The 15,027-nt window shown below is 58.5% G+C and carries 14 protein-coding genes, 2 tRNA genes and 3 other RNA genes; 11 read left to right on the top strand and 8 right to left on the bottom strand.

Annotated elements, in window-relative coordinates; all coding sequences use genetic code 11:
* Positions 1–11 precede the first annotated feature (11 nt).
* The 3 genes from galU to rssA all read right to left on the bottom strand — a co-directional run bounded on the left by galU (position 12) and on the right by rssA (position 3,162).
* Positions 12–929 (bottom strand): UTP--glucose-1-phosphate uridylyltransferase GalU, encoded by a 918-nt coding sequence (galU, locus tag CRO23_RS10520; protein WP_015378094.1) that lies wholly within the window; start codon positions 927–929, stop codon positions 12–14.
* A 213-nt stretch (positions 930–1,142) separates the two neighbouring features.
* On the bottom strand, positions 1,143–2,156 hold the full coding sequence (gene rssB, locus CRO23_RS10515) for a two-component system response regulator RssB (RefSeq protein ID WP_004932178.1): 1,014 nt from the start codon (positions 2,154–2,156) through the stop codon (positions 1,143–1,145).
* Between the two features lie 103 nt (positions 2,157–2,259).
* Positions 2,260–3,162 carry a patatin-like phospholipase RssA gene (gene rssA / locus CRO23_RS10510; protein WP_016927487.1) on the bottom strand — a complete coding sequence of 301 codons (903 nt, stop codon included), beginning with the start codon at positions 3,160–3,162 and terminating at the stop codon, positions 2,260–2,262.
* Between the two features lie 118 nt (positions 3,163–3,280).
* Here rssA and CRO23_RS10505 point away from each other — a divergent pair, with 118 nt between their 5' ends.
* From CRO23_RS10505 to CRO23_RS10460, 10 genes are all read left to right on the top strand, one after another.
* Entirely contained in the window at positions 3,281–3,745 is a 465-nt protein-coding gene (locus CRO23_RS10505) for a YchJ family protein (RefSeq protein WP_016927486.1), read from the top strand.
* A 68-nt stretch (positions 3,746–3,813) separates the two neighbouring features.
* The gene (gene purU, locus CRO23_RS10500; protein WP_016927485.1) at positions 3,814–4,662 is read left to right on the top strand and encodes a formyltetrahydrofolate deformylase; all 849 of its coding nucleotides are present in this window, start codon (positions 3,814–3,816) and stop codon (positions 4,660–4,662) included.
* Positions 4,663–4,837: 175 nt separating this feature from the next.
* A tRNA-Tyr gene (locus CRO23_RS10495) sits at positions 4,838–4,922 on the top strand.
* A gap of 213 nt (positions 4,923–5,135) precedes the next feature.
* Positions 5,136–5,220: transfer RNA gene (locus CRO23_RS10490), tRNA-Tyr, on the top strand.
* Positions 5,221–5,267: 47 nt separating this feature from the next.
* A non-coding RNA gene (locus tag CRO23_RS10485) (RtT sRNA) lies at positions 5,268–5,395 on the top strand.
* 47 nt (positions 5,396–5,442) lie between these two features.
* Positions 5,443–5,570: non-coding RNA, RtT sRNA (locus CRO23_RS10480), on the top strand.
* Positions 5,571–5,617: 47 nt separating this feature from the next.
* Positions 5,618–5,745, top strand: a non-coding RNA gene (locus CRO23_RS10475) — RtT sRNA.
* Positions 5,746–5,937: 192 nt separating this feature from the next.
* On the top strand, positions 5,938–6,510 hold the full coding sequence (locus tag CRO23_RS10470; RefSeq protein ID WP_004932190.1) for a TIGR00730 family Rossman fold protein: 573 nt from the start codon (positions 5,938–5,940) through the stop codon (positions 6,508–6,510).
* 101 nt (positions 6,511–6,611) lie between these two features.
* Complete coding sequence (gene xthA / locus CRO23_RS10465) at positions 6,612–7,418, top strand: exodeoxyribonuclease III (RefSeq protein ID WP_016927484.1); 807 nt, start codon at positions 6,612–6,614, stop codon at positions 7,416–7,418.
* 44 nt (positions 7,419–7,462) lie between these two features.
* Complete coding sequence (locus tag CRO23_RS10460) at positions 7,463–7,864, top strand: pyrimidine (deoxy)nucleoside triphosphate diphosphatase (RefSeq protein WP_016927483.1); 402 nt, start codon at positions 7,463–7,465, stop codon at positions 7,862–7,864.
* A gap of 21 nt (positions 7,865–7,885) precedes the next feature.
* Here the strand turns inward: CRO23_RS10460 and CRO23_RS10455 are convergent, their stop codons facing one another.
* The 5 genes from CRO23_RS10455 to CRO23_RS10435 all read right to left on the bottom strand — a co-directional run bounded on the left by CRO23_RS10455 (position 7,886) and on the right by CRO23_RS10435 (position 12,974).
* Entirely contained in the window at positions 7,886–8,182 is a 297-nt protein-coding gene (locus CRO23_RS10455) for a YnjH family protein (RefSeq protein WP_028127469.1), read from the bottom strand.
* The gene (locus CRO23_RS10450) at positions 8,179–10,104 is read right to left on the bottom strand and encodes a DNA topoisomerase III (protein ID WP_016927481.1); all 1,926 of its coding nucleotides are present in this window, start codon (positions 10,102–10,104) and stop codon (positions 8,179–8,181) included. Before CRO23_RS10450 ends, CRO23_RS10455 begins: the two co-directional genes overlap by 4 nt.
* A complete protein-coding gene (gene mnmH / locus CRO23_RS10445) occupies positions 10,104–11,213 on the bottom strand; it encodes a tRNA 2-selenouridine(34) synthase MnmH (RefSeq protein ID WP_048794888.1) in 1,110 nt (369 codons plus the stop codon). The genes CRO23_RS10450 and mnmH overlap by 1 nt, the downstream gene beginning before the upstream one ends.
* A gap of 8 nt (positions 11,214–11,221) precedes the next feature.
* Complete coding sequence (gene selD, locus CRO23_RS10440) at positions 11,222–12,265, bottom strand: selenide, water dikinase SelD (RefSeq protein WP_049298911.1); 1,044 nt, start codon at positions 12,263–12,265, stop codon at positions 11,222–11,224.
* 157 nt (positions 12,266–12,422) lie between these two features.
* On the bottom strand, positions 12,423–12,974 hold the full coding sequence (locus tag CRO23_RS10435; protein ID WP_004932204.1) for an NAD(P)H nitroreductase: 552 nt from the start codon (positions 12,972–12,974) through the stop codon (positions 12,423–12,425).
* 160 nt (positions 12,975–13,134) lie between these two features.
* Between CRO23_RS10435 and sppA the strand changes: the two genes are divergently transcribed.
* On the top strand, positions 13,135–14,991 hold the full coding sequence (gene sppA, locus CRO23_RS10430) for a signal peptide peptidase SppA (RefSeq protein ID WP_048794924.1): 1,857 nt from the start codon (positions 13,135–13,137) through the stop codon (positions 14,989–14,991).
* The last annotated feature ends 36 nt before the right edge of the window (positions 14,992–15,027 follow it).

Genomic DNA, 15,027 nt, shown 5'->3' with positions numbered 1-15,027 from the left:
GAAAGATCAAATCACTTCTTGTCAGCGGCAACAACCTGCTGCAGCCACTGAGAAAACTCTTTGCCCAGGCTGGCATGACGCATGCCGTACTCCACGAAGGCCTGCATGTAACCCAGTTTGTTACCGCAGTCATGGCTCACGCCTTTCAGGTGATACGCTTCCACCGTTTCCTGCTGCATCAGCATTTCGATGCTGTCAGTCAGCTGAATTTCATCGCCGGCGCCTGGAGGCGTTTTCGCCAACAGCGGCCAAATATCGGCAGACAACACGTAACGACCGACAATCGCCAGGTTGGAAGGGGCTTTATCCGGCGACGGTTTCTCAACCACGCTGACCATCGGCGCGCTTTCGCCCGGTTGCAAATCAACGCCCTTACAGTCGGCTACGCCGTAGTTTCCGACATCCTTATGCGGCACGGGTTCAACCATGATCTGGCTGACGCCGGTGGCTTCGAAGCGCTGCAGCATTTCGTGCAGATTGTCTTTTTTCGGATCGGCGCTGTATTCGTCGAGGATCACATCCGGAAGCACCACCGCGACCGGTTCATCGCCCACCATCGGGTAGGCACACATAATCGCGTGCCCCAGGCCTTTGGCATTACCCTGACGAACCTGCATCACGGTAACGCCTTTCGGGCAGATCGACTGCACTTCGTCCAGCAATTGGCGCTTGACGCGTTTTTCCAGCATCGCTTCGAGTTCGAAACTGGTATCAAAATGGTTTTCGATCGAGTTCTTGGAGGAGTGGGTGACCAGCACAATCTCGTTAATCCCCGCCGCAATGCACTCATTGACGACGTATTGGATCAGAGGTTTATCAACCAGCGGCAGCATTTCTTTCGGAATGGCTTTGGTGGCCGGCAACATCCGCGTACCCAAGCCTGCAACCGGGATCACGGCTTTTCTGACTTTGCGATTTACAGCAGGCATTATTTCCTCTCTTAAAGCTAAAGCGCTCATTTTATGAGCTTGGGCTCGATATAAAAAAACCTTCGGAGTATACCAGCTTATGCGCGCCGAGCATTAACCAGAACACAAATAGAAAACATTTAGGACTATTACCCGTTCGGATAATCCGGAGAATAAATAAACGGTTTAATTACAGATAAGTAAATAGCTTAAGATCGCGCCGATCGCTGCCTGCTATTCAGCGCTGAGCATCAGTCGCAATCGGCCACCGCTGCCCCATACCTGACATTGCCAGGCGGTACAACGCTGGCTGATCTGATTCATGTAGGTAGCCCCCAGCGTCCCCAGCGGCACGCCGTTGCTCAACTGGATTTGATTGTCACCGGTATTGACGTTGGCATGCAGCCCGGCGGAAACCAGAATCAGGTTTTTATTTTCGGCGTGATAATATCCCAACAACAGAGGGAATTGACCGTCTAATTTCCCCTGCCGCAATAATTGATTAACCTGCTTTAACAATGCCGACATTTGCGGCAAACGATGCTGTTGATTAGCCAGATGGTCCTGCAGCAGCCCATTAAATAATGCGCGCAACAGCAATGCCGCCAATACGCCATTATCGCCGGCGCGCGTGACGTCCAGACAATAGAATGCCAGATCCTTTTCTGACAAGGCGGCGATATCCAGCACCAGGCCGGGATTTTCGCCGGTGGTTAACTGCCGATAGTTGATCCGGCAATGCGCAATGGTCTGCTGTACCGGCGGCTGCAGTTGCTTAAGCAGTTTGACGGCTTCGGAAGGATTTTTGCTCAACGCATCCCAGTCCTGAAACAGTTCAACCTCTTCAATCGCCTGGGAGGTGAACATATTGGGGTATAGACACGCCAGCACCGCTTCACGCAGGCGATTGAGATCGGTCAGCGGCTTGAGCAGTACATCCTGCACGCCCAACCGCAGCACCTTGGCGATGTCGGCCATCTTGTCGGTGGCCGAGATCACCAGCACCGGGATCTGCAGCCCCTGCAAACGCAGATGTTCAACAAATTCGATACCGCCCATTTCCGGCATCGCGAGATCGCACAGAATCAGATCCGGCTTGAAGTCATCGACGGCACTCAGCGCCTGTAAACCGTTGGTCGCCTCGCCGGTTTCAGCGCCCAGCGAGGTCAGATAACCGACCAGCACGGAACGAAAAACCTGTTCGTCCTCAACGATCAAGATGCGCTTGTGAGTGAGTGGTAATGCCATCAGCCGAGCCTCGTCCCTTTCCATAGTGTAATAGTGGCTCAAAAAGGTCACTTATGCTCGTCTGAAACAGACCAACTGCGCATTGCCAACCAAGAACCGAGAATTATCTATTTTTTATCAACGGCAACAACCGATCCAGTTGTTTTTCAACCGCCAGCAACCCCGCCTCGATCGCTTCATCGGCGCGGTGGAAATCCAGCGTTGAGATTTGCGGGCAAAAAGGCTGGATCAAGACATCCGGCGGATCGCTCGCCATCCGGTTGCGCTTGAGGCGATTTTCCAGCATTTGAATCGATGTGCTCATAATCTCCATCGCCGTCGGCGCCGTCGCCGGTTTGCGCTTACGCATTCTGCCGACGCGTTCCCGCAGACGCCCGCGCCAGGTAGCCGCAGGCGCATCGTTGGGGCTTTCTTCCTCGATACGTATCGAGAACAGGTCCTGCTGCATCAGGTGCGCGTCATGCTGCAGATCGACCGCGATGACGATATCGGCGCCCATGGCGCGGCAAAGCGACACCGGCACCGGATTGACCACCGCGCCATCCACCAGCCAATAGCCGTCGGCCCATACCGGCGCCAACAGGCCTGGCATGCTGCAGGAAGCGCGTATCGCCTGATGAATATCGCCTTCGGTCAGCCACAGCTCACGCCCGGTGCTGAGATTGGTCGTCACGGCACCGAACTTCAACGCACAATCGGCGATATCATTGATCTTCAGCAGCTGTCCGACGGCGTTAAACACCCGCTCGCCGCGCAACAGGCCGCCGCGCTGCCAGGAAAAATCCATCAGGCGAATCACGTCCCAATAGCTGAACGATCGCACCCACTGCTCCATCGCCGGCAGGCGATGGCTGGCGAACGCGGCCCCCACCAACGCGCCGACAGAGCAGCCGGCAACGATATCGACCTCAATCCCCAGCTTCTTTAACGCATTAATCACGCCGATGTGCGCCCAGCCTTTAGCCGAGCCCGCTCCCAGCGCCAGTCCGATCTTGATTTGCCGCATAGCGCCATCCTCTCGGTAAACGGTGTTCCCTGCTTTCAGGGTAGATTGTCACTGACGAATATTGTTAGGTAACATATGCGCTAAATTCATTTTGAGCCTCGTTTTATCAGGAGTCATTTTGCCCGAATCATGCCCATGCGGCAGCGGACTGGCGTATAACGCGTGCTGCGCCCCTTTTATCAGCGGCAGTCAGCCGGCGCCGACGCCCGGCCAACTGATGCGTTCACGCTTCACCGCCTACGTGAATCATAACGTCGACTATTTGATCGCCACCTGGCACCCCGACTGTGGCGCCGAAGCGTGGCGCAATGCAATCGTCGACAGCTTTAAGAATACCGAGTGGCTGGGCCTGACGATCGTGGAAGAGAAAGCCGGTCATGAGCCGGATGAAGGCTTCGTCGAATTCATCGCCCGTTTCACCGATGGCGAAAGCGGCGAACCGCAGGCGATGCATGAGCGCTCGCGCTTCCTTCGTCGCGATCAACGTTGGTATTATATCGACGGCACCAAACCCCAGCCCGGCCGAAATGCGATGTGTCCCTGTGGCTCAGGGAAAAAATACAAGAAGTGCTGCGGGCGCTAGCCGGCCGGCGCTTCACGTTTACGCCTGCGCAGACAGGCCGTTCAGTATCAGACAGGATCCTCAAACCCATGCCGCACCAAAATGTACAACGGAAAGTGTTACGCACCATCTGCCCGGACGCCAAAGGGCTGATCGCCAAGATCACCAACATCTGTTACAAGCACGAACTCAATATCGTCCAGAACAATGAGTTCGTCGATCACCGCACCGGGCGTTTCTTCATGCGCACCGAGCTGGAAGGCATTTTCAACGACAACACGCTGCTGGCCGATCTGGACAGCGCCCTGCCGGAAGGTTCGCTGCGTGAACTGCACAGCACCGGGCGCCGGCGCATCGTAGTGCTGGTCACCAAAGAGGCGCACTGCCTGGGCGATCTGTTGATGAAAAGCGCCTATGGCGGCCTCGACGTTGAGATCGCCGCCGTAATCGGCAACCACGACACGCTGCAATCGCTGGTGGAGCGTTTCGATATTCCTTTCCATCTGGTGAGCCACGAAGGCTTGACGCGCGAACAGCACGACCGCGAAATGACGGCCAAGATCGATCAATATCAGCCGGATTACGTGGTGCTGGCCAAATATATGCGCGTGCTGACTCCGGCCTTCGTGCAACATTATCCGAATCAGGTAATCAACATTCACCATTCGTTCCTGCCGGCGTTTATCGGCGCGCGGCCTTATCACCAGGCCTACGAGCGCGGGGTAAAAATCATCGGCGCCACCGCCCACTACGTTAACGACAATCTCGACGAAGGCCCGATCATCATGCAGGACGTGATCCACGTCGATCACACCTATTCCGCCGAGGATATGATGCGCGCCGGCCGCGACGTGGAGAAAAATGTGCTCAGCCGCGCCCTGTATCAGGTGCTGGCGCAGCGCGTCTTCGTCTACGGCAACCGCACCGTTATTCTGTAATCGTTCAATAAATCGGTGCATTTCGTTCAGGGATGCACCGCCAAGAATAAAAAAACGGCAAACGATTCATTTTCTGCATTTCAATACTTTACACATCCGCTTCATTTGATATGATGCGCCCCGCTTACCGAGACAGCGCTCTCGCAAGCAAGGCCAGTTAAATAGCCATGTATATGGTGGGGTTCCCGAGCGGCCAAAGGGAGCAGACTGTAAATCTGCCGTCACTGACTTCGAAGGTTCGAATCCTTCCCCCACCACCATCTTCTCGTTGCTGCTACGCATTGAGTTAAAGCGAATCAGAAAGGGAAGGATAACGTGCTTTAGCGCGGCCCGAAGGGTGAGGAACGAAGTGACGAATAATCCTTCCCCCACCACCATCTTTTCTCCGCCAGGAGCGAAGAGGCAGTAAAGAAACCGGCCAGGTTTCTTCCGGATGAAACCGGAACAACAATTTGTAAATCCATGAATACCATGGTGGGGTTCCCGAGCGGCCAAAGGGAGCAGACTGTAAATCTGCCGTCACAGACTTCGAAGGTTCGAATCCTTCCCCCACCACCATCTCTTGCATAAAATCCCCCAACCGAATTACAAGCACATCGCCTCATAATGCTCCGCATTGGGGAAGAATGAGAAGCTTCGACCAAGGTTCGAGTCTCACGCAGTGAGACAACGCGCTTCAGCGCGGCCCGCAGGGTGAGTCGCACCGCGACGAGTCATCCTTCCCCCACCACCATCTCTTACAGAAAATCCCCCAACCGAATTACAAGCACATCGCCTCATAATGCTCCGCATTGGGGGAGGATGAGAAGCTTCGACCAAGGTTCGAGTCTCACGCAGTGAGACAACGCGCTTCAGCACGGCCCGCAGGGTGAGTCGCACAGCGACGAATCATCCTTCCCCCACCACCATCTCTTGCAGAAAATCCCCCAACCGAATTACAAGCACATCGCCTCATAATGCTCCGCATTGGGGGAGGATGAGAAGCTTCGACCAAGGTTCGAGTCTCACGCAGTGAGACAACGCGCTTCAGCGCGGCCCGCAGGGTGAGTCGCACAGCGACGAATCATCCTTCCCCCACCACCATCCCTTGAAGAAAATCCCAAACCCTACTTAAAACACGTTGCATCTAATGTTCTCATATCAATAAATCAAGTTATCTCCCCTTATTAACCGCTTTCATCCAGCCGTTTTGTTCCTCTCTCCCAGCCGTAACTTGAACTCCGGCCGACAATTCGCTATACCACTGGCTTCTTTAGTGCAGTAAGGAACAGGTGGATGCGAAACAATATTTGCGTTTTTTGTGGCGCCAGCGAAGGCGTCAATCCCGCTTATGCCGAGCAGGCTCGTCAACTGGGGCAACTGCTGGCCGCACAGGGGCGCCGTTTAATCTACGGCGGCGGCAAAAAAGGATTGATGGGGATCGTGGCGGACGCGGTGTTGGCCGCAGGCGGTGAAGCGGTCGGCATTATCCCCGAGCGCCTGGTTGAAGCGGAAACGGCGCATCGTGGCCTGACTGAATTGGAAGTGGTGCCAGACATGCATACGCGCAAAGCCCGTATGGCGGCGCTGGCGGACAGTTTTATCGCCCTGCCCGGCGGCATCGGCACGCTGGAAGAGCTGTTTGAAATCTGGACCTGGGGGCAAATCGGCTATCACAACAAGCCGGTCGGCCTGCTGAACGTCAACGGATTCTACCGCCCGCTGAGCCAGTTCCTCGAGCACGTCGCCGATCAGGGCTTTATGCGTCACGACTATCTCGGCACCCTGCACATCAGCGAATCGGCACAGACGCTGCTGCAACAGTTTGACGACTATCAACCTAAAAATTACGACCGCTGGGCGAAATAAACCCGCTGCGCAGTCAGCGGTCCCGCCGCTGTCTGCGTTACATTTCCCGCCAAACTCTGCTACTATCACAGCACATTTTTCTCGTGAAAACGGCACCGCTCATGAAGTTTGTCTCTTTTAATATCAATGGACTGCGCGCGCGTCCGCATCAGCTGGCGGCAATTATCGAACAGCACCAGCCCGACGTGATCGGTCTGCAGGAAACCAAAGTTCACGATGACATGTTCCCATTGGAAGAAGTCAGCCAGCACGGCTATCACGTGTTCTATCACGGGCAAAAAGGCCATTACGGCGTGGCGCTGCTGACCAAAGCGGAGCCCCTGGCCGTGCGCCGCGGTTTCCCAACCGATGAAGAAGACGCGCAGCGTCGCATCATCATGGCCGATCTGGCTACGCCGCAGGGCACGCTGACGGTGATCAACGGCTACTTCCCGCAAGGGGAAAGCCGCGACCACCCGATCAAATTCCCGGCTAAAACACGCTTTTATCAGGATCTGCAAAACTACCTGGAGCAGCAGCTATCGGCGGAATCCCCGGTGCTGATCATGGGCGACATGAATATCAGCCCCAGCGATTACGATATCGGCATCGGCGAAGACAACCGCAAACGCTGGCTGCGCACCGGTAAATGCTCCTTCCTGCCGGAAGAGCGCGAATGGATGGATCGCCTGCTGAACTGGGGCCTGGTCGATACCTACCGCCACGCCAACCCGGGGCGCAACGACGAGTTCTCATGGTTCGACTACCGCTCCAAAGGGTTCGATGACAACCGCGGCCTGCGTATCGATCTGCTGCTGGCCAGCACCCCGCTGGCTTCGCGCTGCATCGCCACCGGCATCGATTACCAAACCCGCAGCATGGAGAAACCTTCCGACCATGCGCCGGTCTGGGCGGAATTTACGCTGTAACCCCATCACCCCGGCGCTCGCCGGGGTTTTACTCTGTGAAGCCAATGAAAATTATCGACGTGGTAGCCGCCATTCTGGAACAAAATGGCCGCATTTTGCTGGCCCAGCGCGGCGCAGGCAGCGATCAGGCCGGTCTGTGGGAGTTTCCCGGCGGCAAGGTTGAAGCCGGCGAAAGCCAGCCAGAGGCGCTGGCGCGCGAGCTGGATGAAGAATTGGGGATTTGCGCCCGTATCGGCAACTATGTGGGCAGCAATCAGTGGCAGCAAGGCGAACGCCTCATCCGGCTGCACGCCTGGCAAGTCGCGGAGTTCTCCGGTGAACTGCAACAGCGCTGCCACTCGGCGCTGGTCTGGGTCACGCCGCAACAGGCGCAGGAATACGCTCTGGCACCCGCTGACGTTCCACTGCTGGCGGAGTATATCGCCGCGCAAGGCGATTCACGCTGAACGCGGCGATAGGTTACATCGTCACTTCTTCAATCGCACCCAAATCAAGGGGTTGGTGCCGATGGTGTTAGGCTCACGCACGCACTGTAGCACTTCCCCTTCCACTTTAAGCACCGCACCTTCGGAATAGTTCTGATTCTGGTAGACGCAACAGCGGTTGCAGGGCTGCGCCGGCGGCGGGTTGACGCCGCTTTTTGCCGTGCCCCAAATCTCCGGCGAAACCGGCAACACCACGTCCACATCGCCGCGATTGGCGGCGGCCAGGCCGGAAAACATCAGGGCAGCGGCAGCCAATACCCCAGTGAGTCCACGCTTCATTCACTCTTCTCCTGCGCCTTGCCGGCGCTTTTCCTGCGTTTTTTGCCCCCGCTGGAGGGCGGCGGCGGCAATCCACGAAACGCCATGCTCGCCCGGCTCTGCTTGGCCTGATAAATCAGCTCTTGCAGCGTGCCGACCAACGGCTGCATAAAGTCCTGATAGCGGCAGGATTTCTCGCTGATTTGCGTCAGCGTGGCTTCCCAGTTGGCCGTCATATCAGGACGCGCAGCAAGATCCGGCAGCGAGTGAATCAGCGCGCGCCCGGTTTCGCTGGAGTGAATATAGCGTCCCTTCTTGTACAGAAACGCCCGCTTGAACAGCAATTCGATGATTCCCGCTCGCGTCGCTTCCGTTCCTAAACCATCGGTCGCCCGCAGGATTTTCTTTAGCGCTTTATCTTGTACGAACCGCGCGATGCCGGTCATGGCCGACAACAGGCTGGCGTCAGTAAACGGCCGCGGCGGCTGCGTCTGGCGCTCCACCACTTCACCGCGCTCGCACAACAACTCATCATCTTTAGCCACCACCGGCAGCGGGGCACCTTCGTTTTCCTCGTCGCGCTCCTTACTGCCCAGCAGCGTACGCCAGCCGGCTTCCGCCAGGAATCGCGCCTTGGCGATAAATTTGCCGCCGGCGATATCCAGCTCGATCACGCATTTGCGGAATACCGCATCCGGACAGAACTGCATCAGATACTGGCGCGCCACCAGCCCATACACGTTCCGTTCATCCTGCGTCAGATTAATCTTGCCGGCGCGGGCGGTGGGAATGATGGCGTGGTGCGCATCGACCTTTTTATCGTCCCAGCAGCGGTTGCGGCGATCGCTGTCGATCACCGGCTGCGGATACAGCTCAGGCTGGTGAACGCTGATGGCGTTCAGCACCGCGTGACGGCCGGCGAAATGCTCTTCCGGCAGGTAGCGACAGTCGGAACGCGGATAGGTGATCAATTTATGGGTTTCGTACAACCGCTGGCAAACGTCCAGCACCTGTTGGGCGCTGAGGTTATAACGCCGGGCCGCTTCGATCTGCAGCGTGGAGAGCGAAAACGGCAGCGGCGCGGTATCTGATTCCCGTTTATCGTTATAGGACGTGACCAGCGCCGGCTGGCCCTCGATACGCTTGACCACGTGCTCCGCCAACGGCCGGTGCAGCAAACGCCCCTCTTCGTCCTGATAAGGCTCGCACGACTCGCTGGGCTGCCACAGCGCCACGAAACGCTCTTCTTTCGGCGTAACGATGTGCGCCTTGACCTCAAAGAAGTCTTTTGGCACAAAGTTTTCGATCTCTTCATCACGCCGTACCACCAATCCGAGCACCGGCGTCTGCACCCTGCCTACCGACAGCACGCCGTCGTAACCGGCGTTGCGGCCCAGCAGCGTGTAGGCACGGGTCATATTGATGCCGTACAGCCAGTCGGCGCGCGAACGCGCCAGCGCAGACACGCACAACGGAATGAAATCACGGTTGTCGCGCAGGCGTTCAACCGCGCGCTCCACCGCCTGCGGGTTGAGATCGTTGATCAGACAGCGGCGTACCTTCTGGCGCTTTTCCGCCGTCAAATCCAGGTAGTCCAGCACCTCATCCACCAGCAGTTGCCCTTCGCGATCCGGGTCGCCGGCGTGAACCACTTCATCGGCTTCAAGCAGCAACTTTTTGATGGCGTTGAGCTGTTTGCTGACCGACGGCCGCGGCTGCAACCGCCATTTTTCGGGGATGATCGGCAAATCCGCCAACGACCAGCGCGCATAGCGGCTGTCATAAGCGTCAGGCTGAGCCTGTTCCAACAGGTGGCCGACGCACCAGGTCACCACGTCGTTGTTGCCGCAGGCGATATACCCGTCGCCGCGGCGATGCGGCTTGGGCAAGACGTCGGCAATGGCGCGCGCCAAACTCGGTTTCTCGGCTATGAACAGTCGCATTAATCACCGTTTTTCTGGCTGAACGTCATCAAGAATTCTCTTACTTCTGCATAGTTCCCGCGGAAGACAATCCGCTGGGCTTTCTTTTCCAACTGATAGCAATACATCGGATCGTAGTACTGCTGCAACAGGGGCGCCAACCACTCACGGTGCGCCTCGCCCTGGCCGCTGAGTCGCTGAGCCCGCAGCGCCGCTTCCAGCCGCTGCGTCAGTTGCTGGAAGCGTTCCAGCCCCAGGCGGCGGCGTATGGCGAACAGGCCGTGGTGCAGATAGTCGTCATACTGTCGCCAGCCCTCTTCCATGCCATAGGCCTGTTCGAACTGTTCGCGCATCCCGTCGATATATTCGGCCTGCAGGCGCGCCAGACGAATATCGAACGGATCGTCGATCACCGCCACCGGCGCCTGCTGCATGCCGTTGAACAACGGCAACGGCAGATTGTTGCTGCCGATGATCCGCCCTTCGTCTTCCAGCACCCAACGGCGGCTGCCACCATGCTGTTTTTTCAGCAATAACACAGCCAGACGATTCTCAAAATCGATCTGTGAGCTTTGCCCCGCCAGCGTTCGGCCAAAAGATGAACCGCGATGGCGCGCCGCGCCTTCCAGATCGACGCCGTCGGCAAGTTCGTTGACCAGCAACGTCTTGCCGCTGCCGGTATTGCCGCCCACCAGGGCCATCGGCAATGCCGCGCTTTGCGCCAACACGCCCAGCAGATAATTGCGCAGCGCCTTATAACCGCCAGTGATACGCGGGTACTCGACGCCGGCCTCATGCAGCCATTGCTGCACCAGCTGCGAGCGCAACCCGCCACGGAAGCAGTAAATATAGCCTTCGGGTCGCTGCGCACAGGCCGCCAGCCAGGCGGCGGTGCGCTGTTCGCGCAGTTTGCCGTTCACCAAGCTGTGGCCGAGCGCGATCGCCGCTTGCTGACCATGCTGCTTATAGCAGGTGCCCACCGCCTGCCGCTCACTGTCGACCATCAGCGGCAGGTTCACCGCCTGAGCGAAGGCGCCTTGCTGAAACTCGATCGGCGCGCGCACGTCAATCAGCGGCACGTCCTGCAGAAAAATGCGTTGATAATCGGCGCTGTCCGGCCTGCCTTGCATCTTGGACACTACACAACCTCGATCAGCGGTTTACCTGCCTGTGCGGCATGCAGCTCACCGATAGGATTGAGCGTGATGCCGTGCTGCTCGGCAATCGCCAGCACCTGCGCCTGCGCCTGCGGCAATACCGCCAACAGCAAACCGCCGGAGGTTTGCGGATCGCACAGCAGTTGGCGCTGCAAATCGCTCATCTCGCCCACCAGATGGCCATAGCTGTCGAAGTTGCGCCCGGTGCCGCCCGGCACGCAGCCCTCAGCGATATACGCCTCGACGTGCGGCAGCTTCGGCACCCGATCGAACCAGACCGTCGCCTGCAGACCGGAACCCTGGCATACCTCGCTCAAGTGACCCAGCAAGCCAAAGCCGGTGATATCGGTCATCGCCGTGACGCCCGCCACCTCGGCAAAGTCGGCGCCCGGCTTGTTAAGGCGGCACATCACGTCCGTCGCCAGCCCTTGATGCTCAGGGCGCAGCTTGCTTTGCTTCTCGGCTGTCGTCAGCACGCCAATACCCAGCGGCTTGGTCAGATAGAGTTGCGCGCCGGCCTGTGCGGCGCTGTTTTTTTTCACTCGCTCGGTATTGACCACGCCGGTGACCGCCAGGCCGAAGATAGGTTCCGGCGCGTCGATGGAATGGCCGCCGGCCAGCGCGATCCCTGCCTGTTGGCAGGCGAAACGCCCGCCGTCGATCACCTGCTGCGCCACCTCAGGCGGCAGTTTGGCGATTGGCCAGCCGAGAATGGCGATCGCCATGATCGGTTTGCCGCCCATGGCGTAGACGTCGCTGATGGCGTTAGCGGCAGCGATGCGGCCGAAATCGAACGGATCGTCGACGATCGGCATGAAGAAGTCGGTAGTGCTGATGATGCCGACGCCGTTGCCGATGTCATACACCGCCGCGTCGTCGCGGGTTTCATTGCCGACCAACAGACGCGGGTCGACAAATTTTTCCCGCTCGCTGTGCAAGATGGTTTCGAGAACTTTCGGTGAGATTTTGCAGCCGCAGCCAGCGCCATGGCTGTACTGGGTTAAACGGATCGCTGGCGATGTCATAGTCCACTCCCTTCGGTAACGGCACTCAAGATAACATAGGGTAGCGCTTGCCGAGGGGATTGATAAGAGCGCGCCGCGGATAAGCGAGCGGCCTGCTCAGAAACCATGCAATTTTGCGGGGTTTGGCGCATTTTCGCCGCGCCCCGTTGGAAAAAACTTAGAAATAGCTGACGAAAGGCGTGCTGTCTGGCGGCGTCACTTTGGTGGCGGCCTTCAACTGCGGCGTGCCCAGGTAGAGGAAACCGACGATCTCATCCTGCTCGCGGCAGCCGAAGGCTTCGCGCACCAGCGCATGCTCGGTCCAGGCGCCGGTGCGCCAGATGCCGTTAAAACCCTGCGCCAACGCCGCCATCTGCATCGCCTGCACGGCGCAACCGGCGGAAACCACCTGCTCCCAGCGCGGCACCTTGGTTTCTTCAGTGCAATGCGCGATGACGGTGATGATCAGCGGCGCGCGGAACGGCGCCTTGGTGGCTTTTTCAATCGCCGCTTCGTCCAGTTGATCCTGCTTCGCCGCCGCCTGCAGCAGCTGGCTGAAACGCTCCAGGCCCTGATTTTCGATCATCACGAAACGCCATGGCTGCAGCGCGCCGTGATCGGGCGCACGCAGTCCCGCGTTGATGATATTTTGGCGCACTTCCCCCGCCGGCGCCGGTTCCGCCAGGCGCGAAGCCGAGCGGCGATTCAATAAAAGATCCAGAGCATCCATCGTAAACTCCTGATAACAATTTTCATTCCGGCCACGTTAACATAGCTAAACGACGAGTTACAGCCTTGGCGATAGCGTCTGTGTGCCACGATTTAAAGCTGACATTTACCCGGCCGCTCATTAGGATAGCGGAACATTCTCGACTCTTGTTGGAGAGCACATGCGCACATTGTGGCAAATTATTGCCGGCATTTTCCGGTGGACATGGCGTCTGCTGAATTTTATCAGGGAACTGATCCTTAACCTGTTCCTGGTCCTGCTGATCCTGGTTGGGGTTGGCATCTATCTGTCCTTCCAAAGTTCCTCCACCTCGACGGCCCCGGCGCGCGGCGCGCTGCTGGTCGATTTAAGCGGCGTGGTGGTCGATCAGCCTTCGGTAAACAACCGGGTGCGGCAATGGGGCCGTGAACTGTTGGGCGCCTCCAGCAGCCGCCTGCAGGAGAACTCGCTGTTCGACGTAGTCGACAGCATCCGCAAGGCCAAAGACGACAAAAACATTACCGGCATGGTGTTGCAGCTGAATGATTTCGTCGGCGCCGATCAGCCGTCGCTGCGCTATATCGGCAAAGCGCTGCGCGAGTTCCGCGACAGCGGCAAACCGATCTTCGCCATCGGTGACAGCTACAACCAAACGCAATACTACCTGGCCAGCTACGCCAACAAGGTCTTCCTGTCACCGCAGGGCGCGGTCGATCTGCACGGTTTCGCCACCAACAACCTGTACTACAAGTCGTTGCTGGACATGCTCAAGGTCACCACCAATATCTTCCGCGTCGGCACCTATAAATCGGCGGTCGAACCGCTGATCCGCGACGATATGTCCCCGGCGGCGCGCGAAGCGGACAGCCGTTGGATCGGCGGCCTGTGGCAGAACTACCTGGAGACCGTGGCCGCCAACCGCCAACTGACGCCGCAGCAGCTGTTCCCGGGCGCCGCCGGCGTGCTGAGCGGCCTGCAGGCGGCCGGTGGCGACACCGCCCGCTATGCGCTGGACAATAAGCTGGTGGATGAACTGGCGTCGCGCACCGCGATCGAAAATCAGCTGGTCAAGACCTTCGGCTGGGACAAACAGGTGAACGATTTCAACGCCATCAGCATCTATGACTATCAGCCGAAGCCGGACGCCAACCAGGGCGGCAAGATCGCCGTGGTGTTCGCCAACGGCGCCATCATGGACGGCCCGCAGACGCCGGGCAACGTCGGGGGTGACACCACCGCCGCCGAGCTGCGCCAGGCGCGTCTGGATCCGGCCGTCAAGGCCGTGGTGTTCCGTGTCAACAGCCCAGGCGGCAGCGTCAGCGCGTCCGAAGTGATCCGCTCCGAGCTGGCCGCCGTGCGCGCCGCCGGCAAACCGGTGGTGGTGTCGATGGGCGGCATGGCCGCGTCGGGCGGCTACTGGGTCTCGACGCCGGCCGACTATATCATCGCCAGCCCGAGCACCCTGACCGGTTCGATCGGCATTTTCGGCATCATCAATACCTACGAGAAAACCCTGGATACGCTGGGTGTGCACACCGACGGCGTGGCGACCTCGCCGCTGGCCGATATCGCGGTCACCAAGGCGCTGCCGCAGGAGTTCTCGCAGATGATGCAACTGAACATCGAAAACGGGTATAAGAACTTCCTCGATCTGGTCGCCAAATCACGCAAGATGACCCCGCAGCAGGTTGACCAAATCGCGCAGGGCCACGTGTGGCTCGGCAGCGACGCCAAGGCCAACGGCCTGGTCGATCAACTGGGCGATTTCGACGACGCGGTGAAGAAAGCCGCCGAGCTGGCAAAGCTGCAGCAGTGGCAGCTCGACTGGTTCGTCGATACCCCAAGCCTGAGCGATATGGTGCTCAGCCAGTTCGGCGTTTCCATTCACGCCATGCTGCCGGCCGCGATTCAGGCCATGCTGCCCGCCCCGCTGGCCTCGGTCGCCAACGCGGTGAAAGAACAACCGGGCTTGTTCAATAACCTCAACGATCCGCAAAACCGTTATGCGATCTGTCTCACCTGCGGAGATGTCCGCTAACAAATAATTCTGCAGCCCGGCCACCGCCGGGCTTTT

Source organism: Serratia sp. JKS296, assembly GCF_900215445.1.
Lineage (GTDB): Bacteria > Pseudomonadota > Gammaproteobacteria > Enterobacterales > Enterobacteriaceae > Serratia > Serratia marcescens.
The sequence above is the reverse complement of the archived record's forward strand: the minus strand, read 5'-3'. Positions and strand labels throughout refer to the sequence as shown.

Bases quoted from the DNA above. Each gene is read 5' to 3' on its own strand.
- galU (WP_015378094.1), bottom strand. From the start codon at position 929: ATGCCTGCTGTAAATCGCAAAGTCAGAAAAGCCGTGATCCCGGTTGCA.
- rssB (WP_004932178.1), bottom strand. From the start codon at position 2,156: ATGGCATTACCACTCACTCACAAGCGCATCTTGATCGTTGAGGACGAA.
- rssA (WP_016927487.1), bottom strand. From the start codon at position 3,162: ATGCGGCAAATCAAGATCGGACTGGCGCTGGGAGCGGGCTCGGCTAAA.
- purU (WP_016927485.1), top strand. From the start codon at position 3,814: ATGCCGCACCAAAATGTACAACGGAAAGTGTTACGCACCATCTGCCCG.
- CRO23_RS10470 (WP_004932190.1), top strand. From the start codon at position 5,938: ATGCGAAACAATATTTGCGTTTTTTGTGGCGCCAGCGAAGGCGTCAAT.
- xthA (WP_016927484.1), top strand. From the start codon at position 6,612: ATGAAGTTTGTCTCTTTTAATATCAATGGACTGCGCGCGCGTCCGCAT.
- CRO23_RS10460 (WP_016927483.1), top strand. From the start codon at position 7,463: ATGAAAATTATCGACGTGGTAGCCGCCATTCTGGAACAAAATGGCCGC.
- CRO23_RS10455 (WP_028127469.1), bottom strand. From the start codon at position 8,182: ATGAAGCGTGGACTCACTGGGGTATTGGCTGCCGCTGCCCTGATGTTT.
- CRO23_RS10450 (WP_016927481.1), bottom strand. From the start codon at position 10,104: ATGCGACTGTTCATAGCCGAGAAACCGAGTTTGGCGCGCGCCATTGCC.
- mnmH (WP_048794888.1), bottom strand. From the start codon at position 11,213: ATGCAAGGCAGGCCGGACAGCGCCGATTATCAACGCATTTTTCTGCAG.
- selD (WP_049298911.1), bottom strand. From the start codon at position 12,265: ATGACATCGCCAGCGATCCGTTTAACCCAGTACAGCCATGGCGCTGGC.
- CRO23_RS10435 (WP_004932204.1), bottom strand. From the start codon at position 12,974: ATGGATGCTCTGGATCTTTTATTGAATCGCCGCTCGGCTTCGCGCCTG.
- sppA (WP_048794924.1), top strand. From the start codon at position 13,135: ATGCGCACATTGTGGCAAATTATTGCCGGCATTTTCCGGTGGACATGG.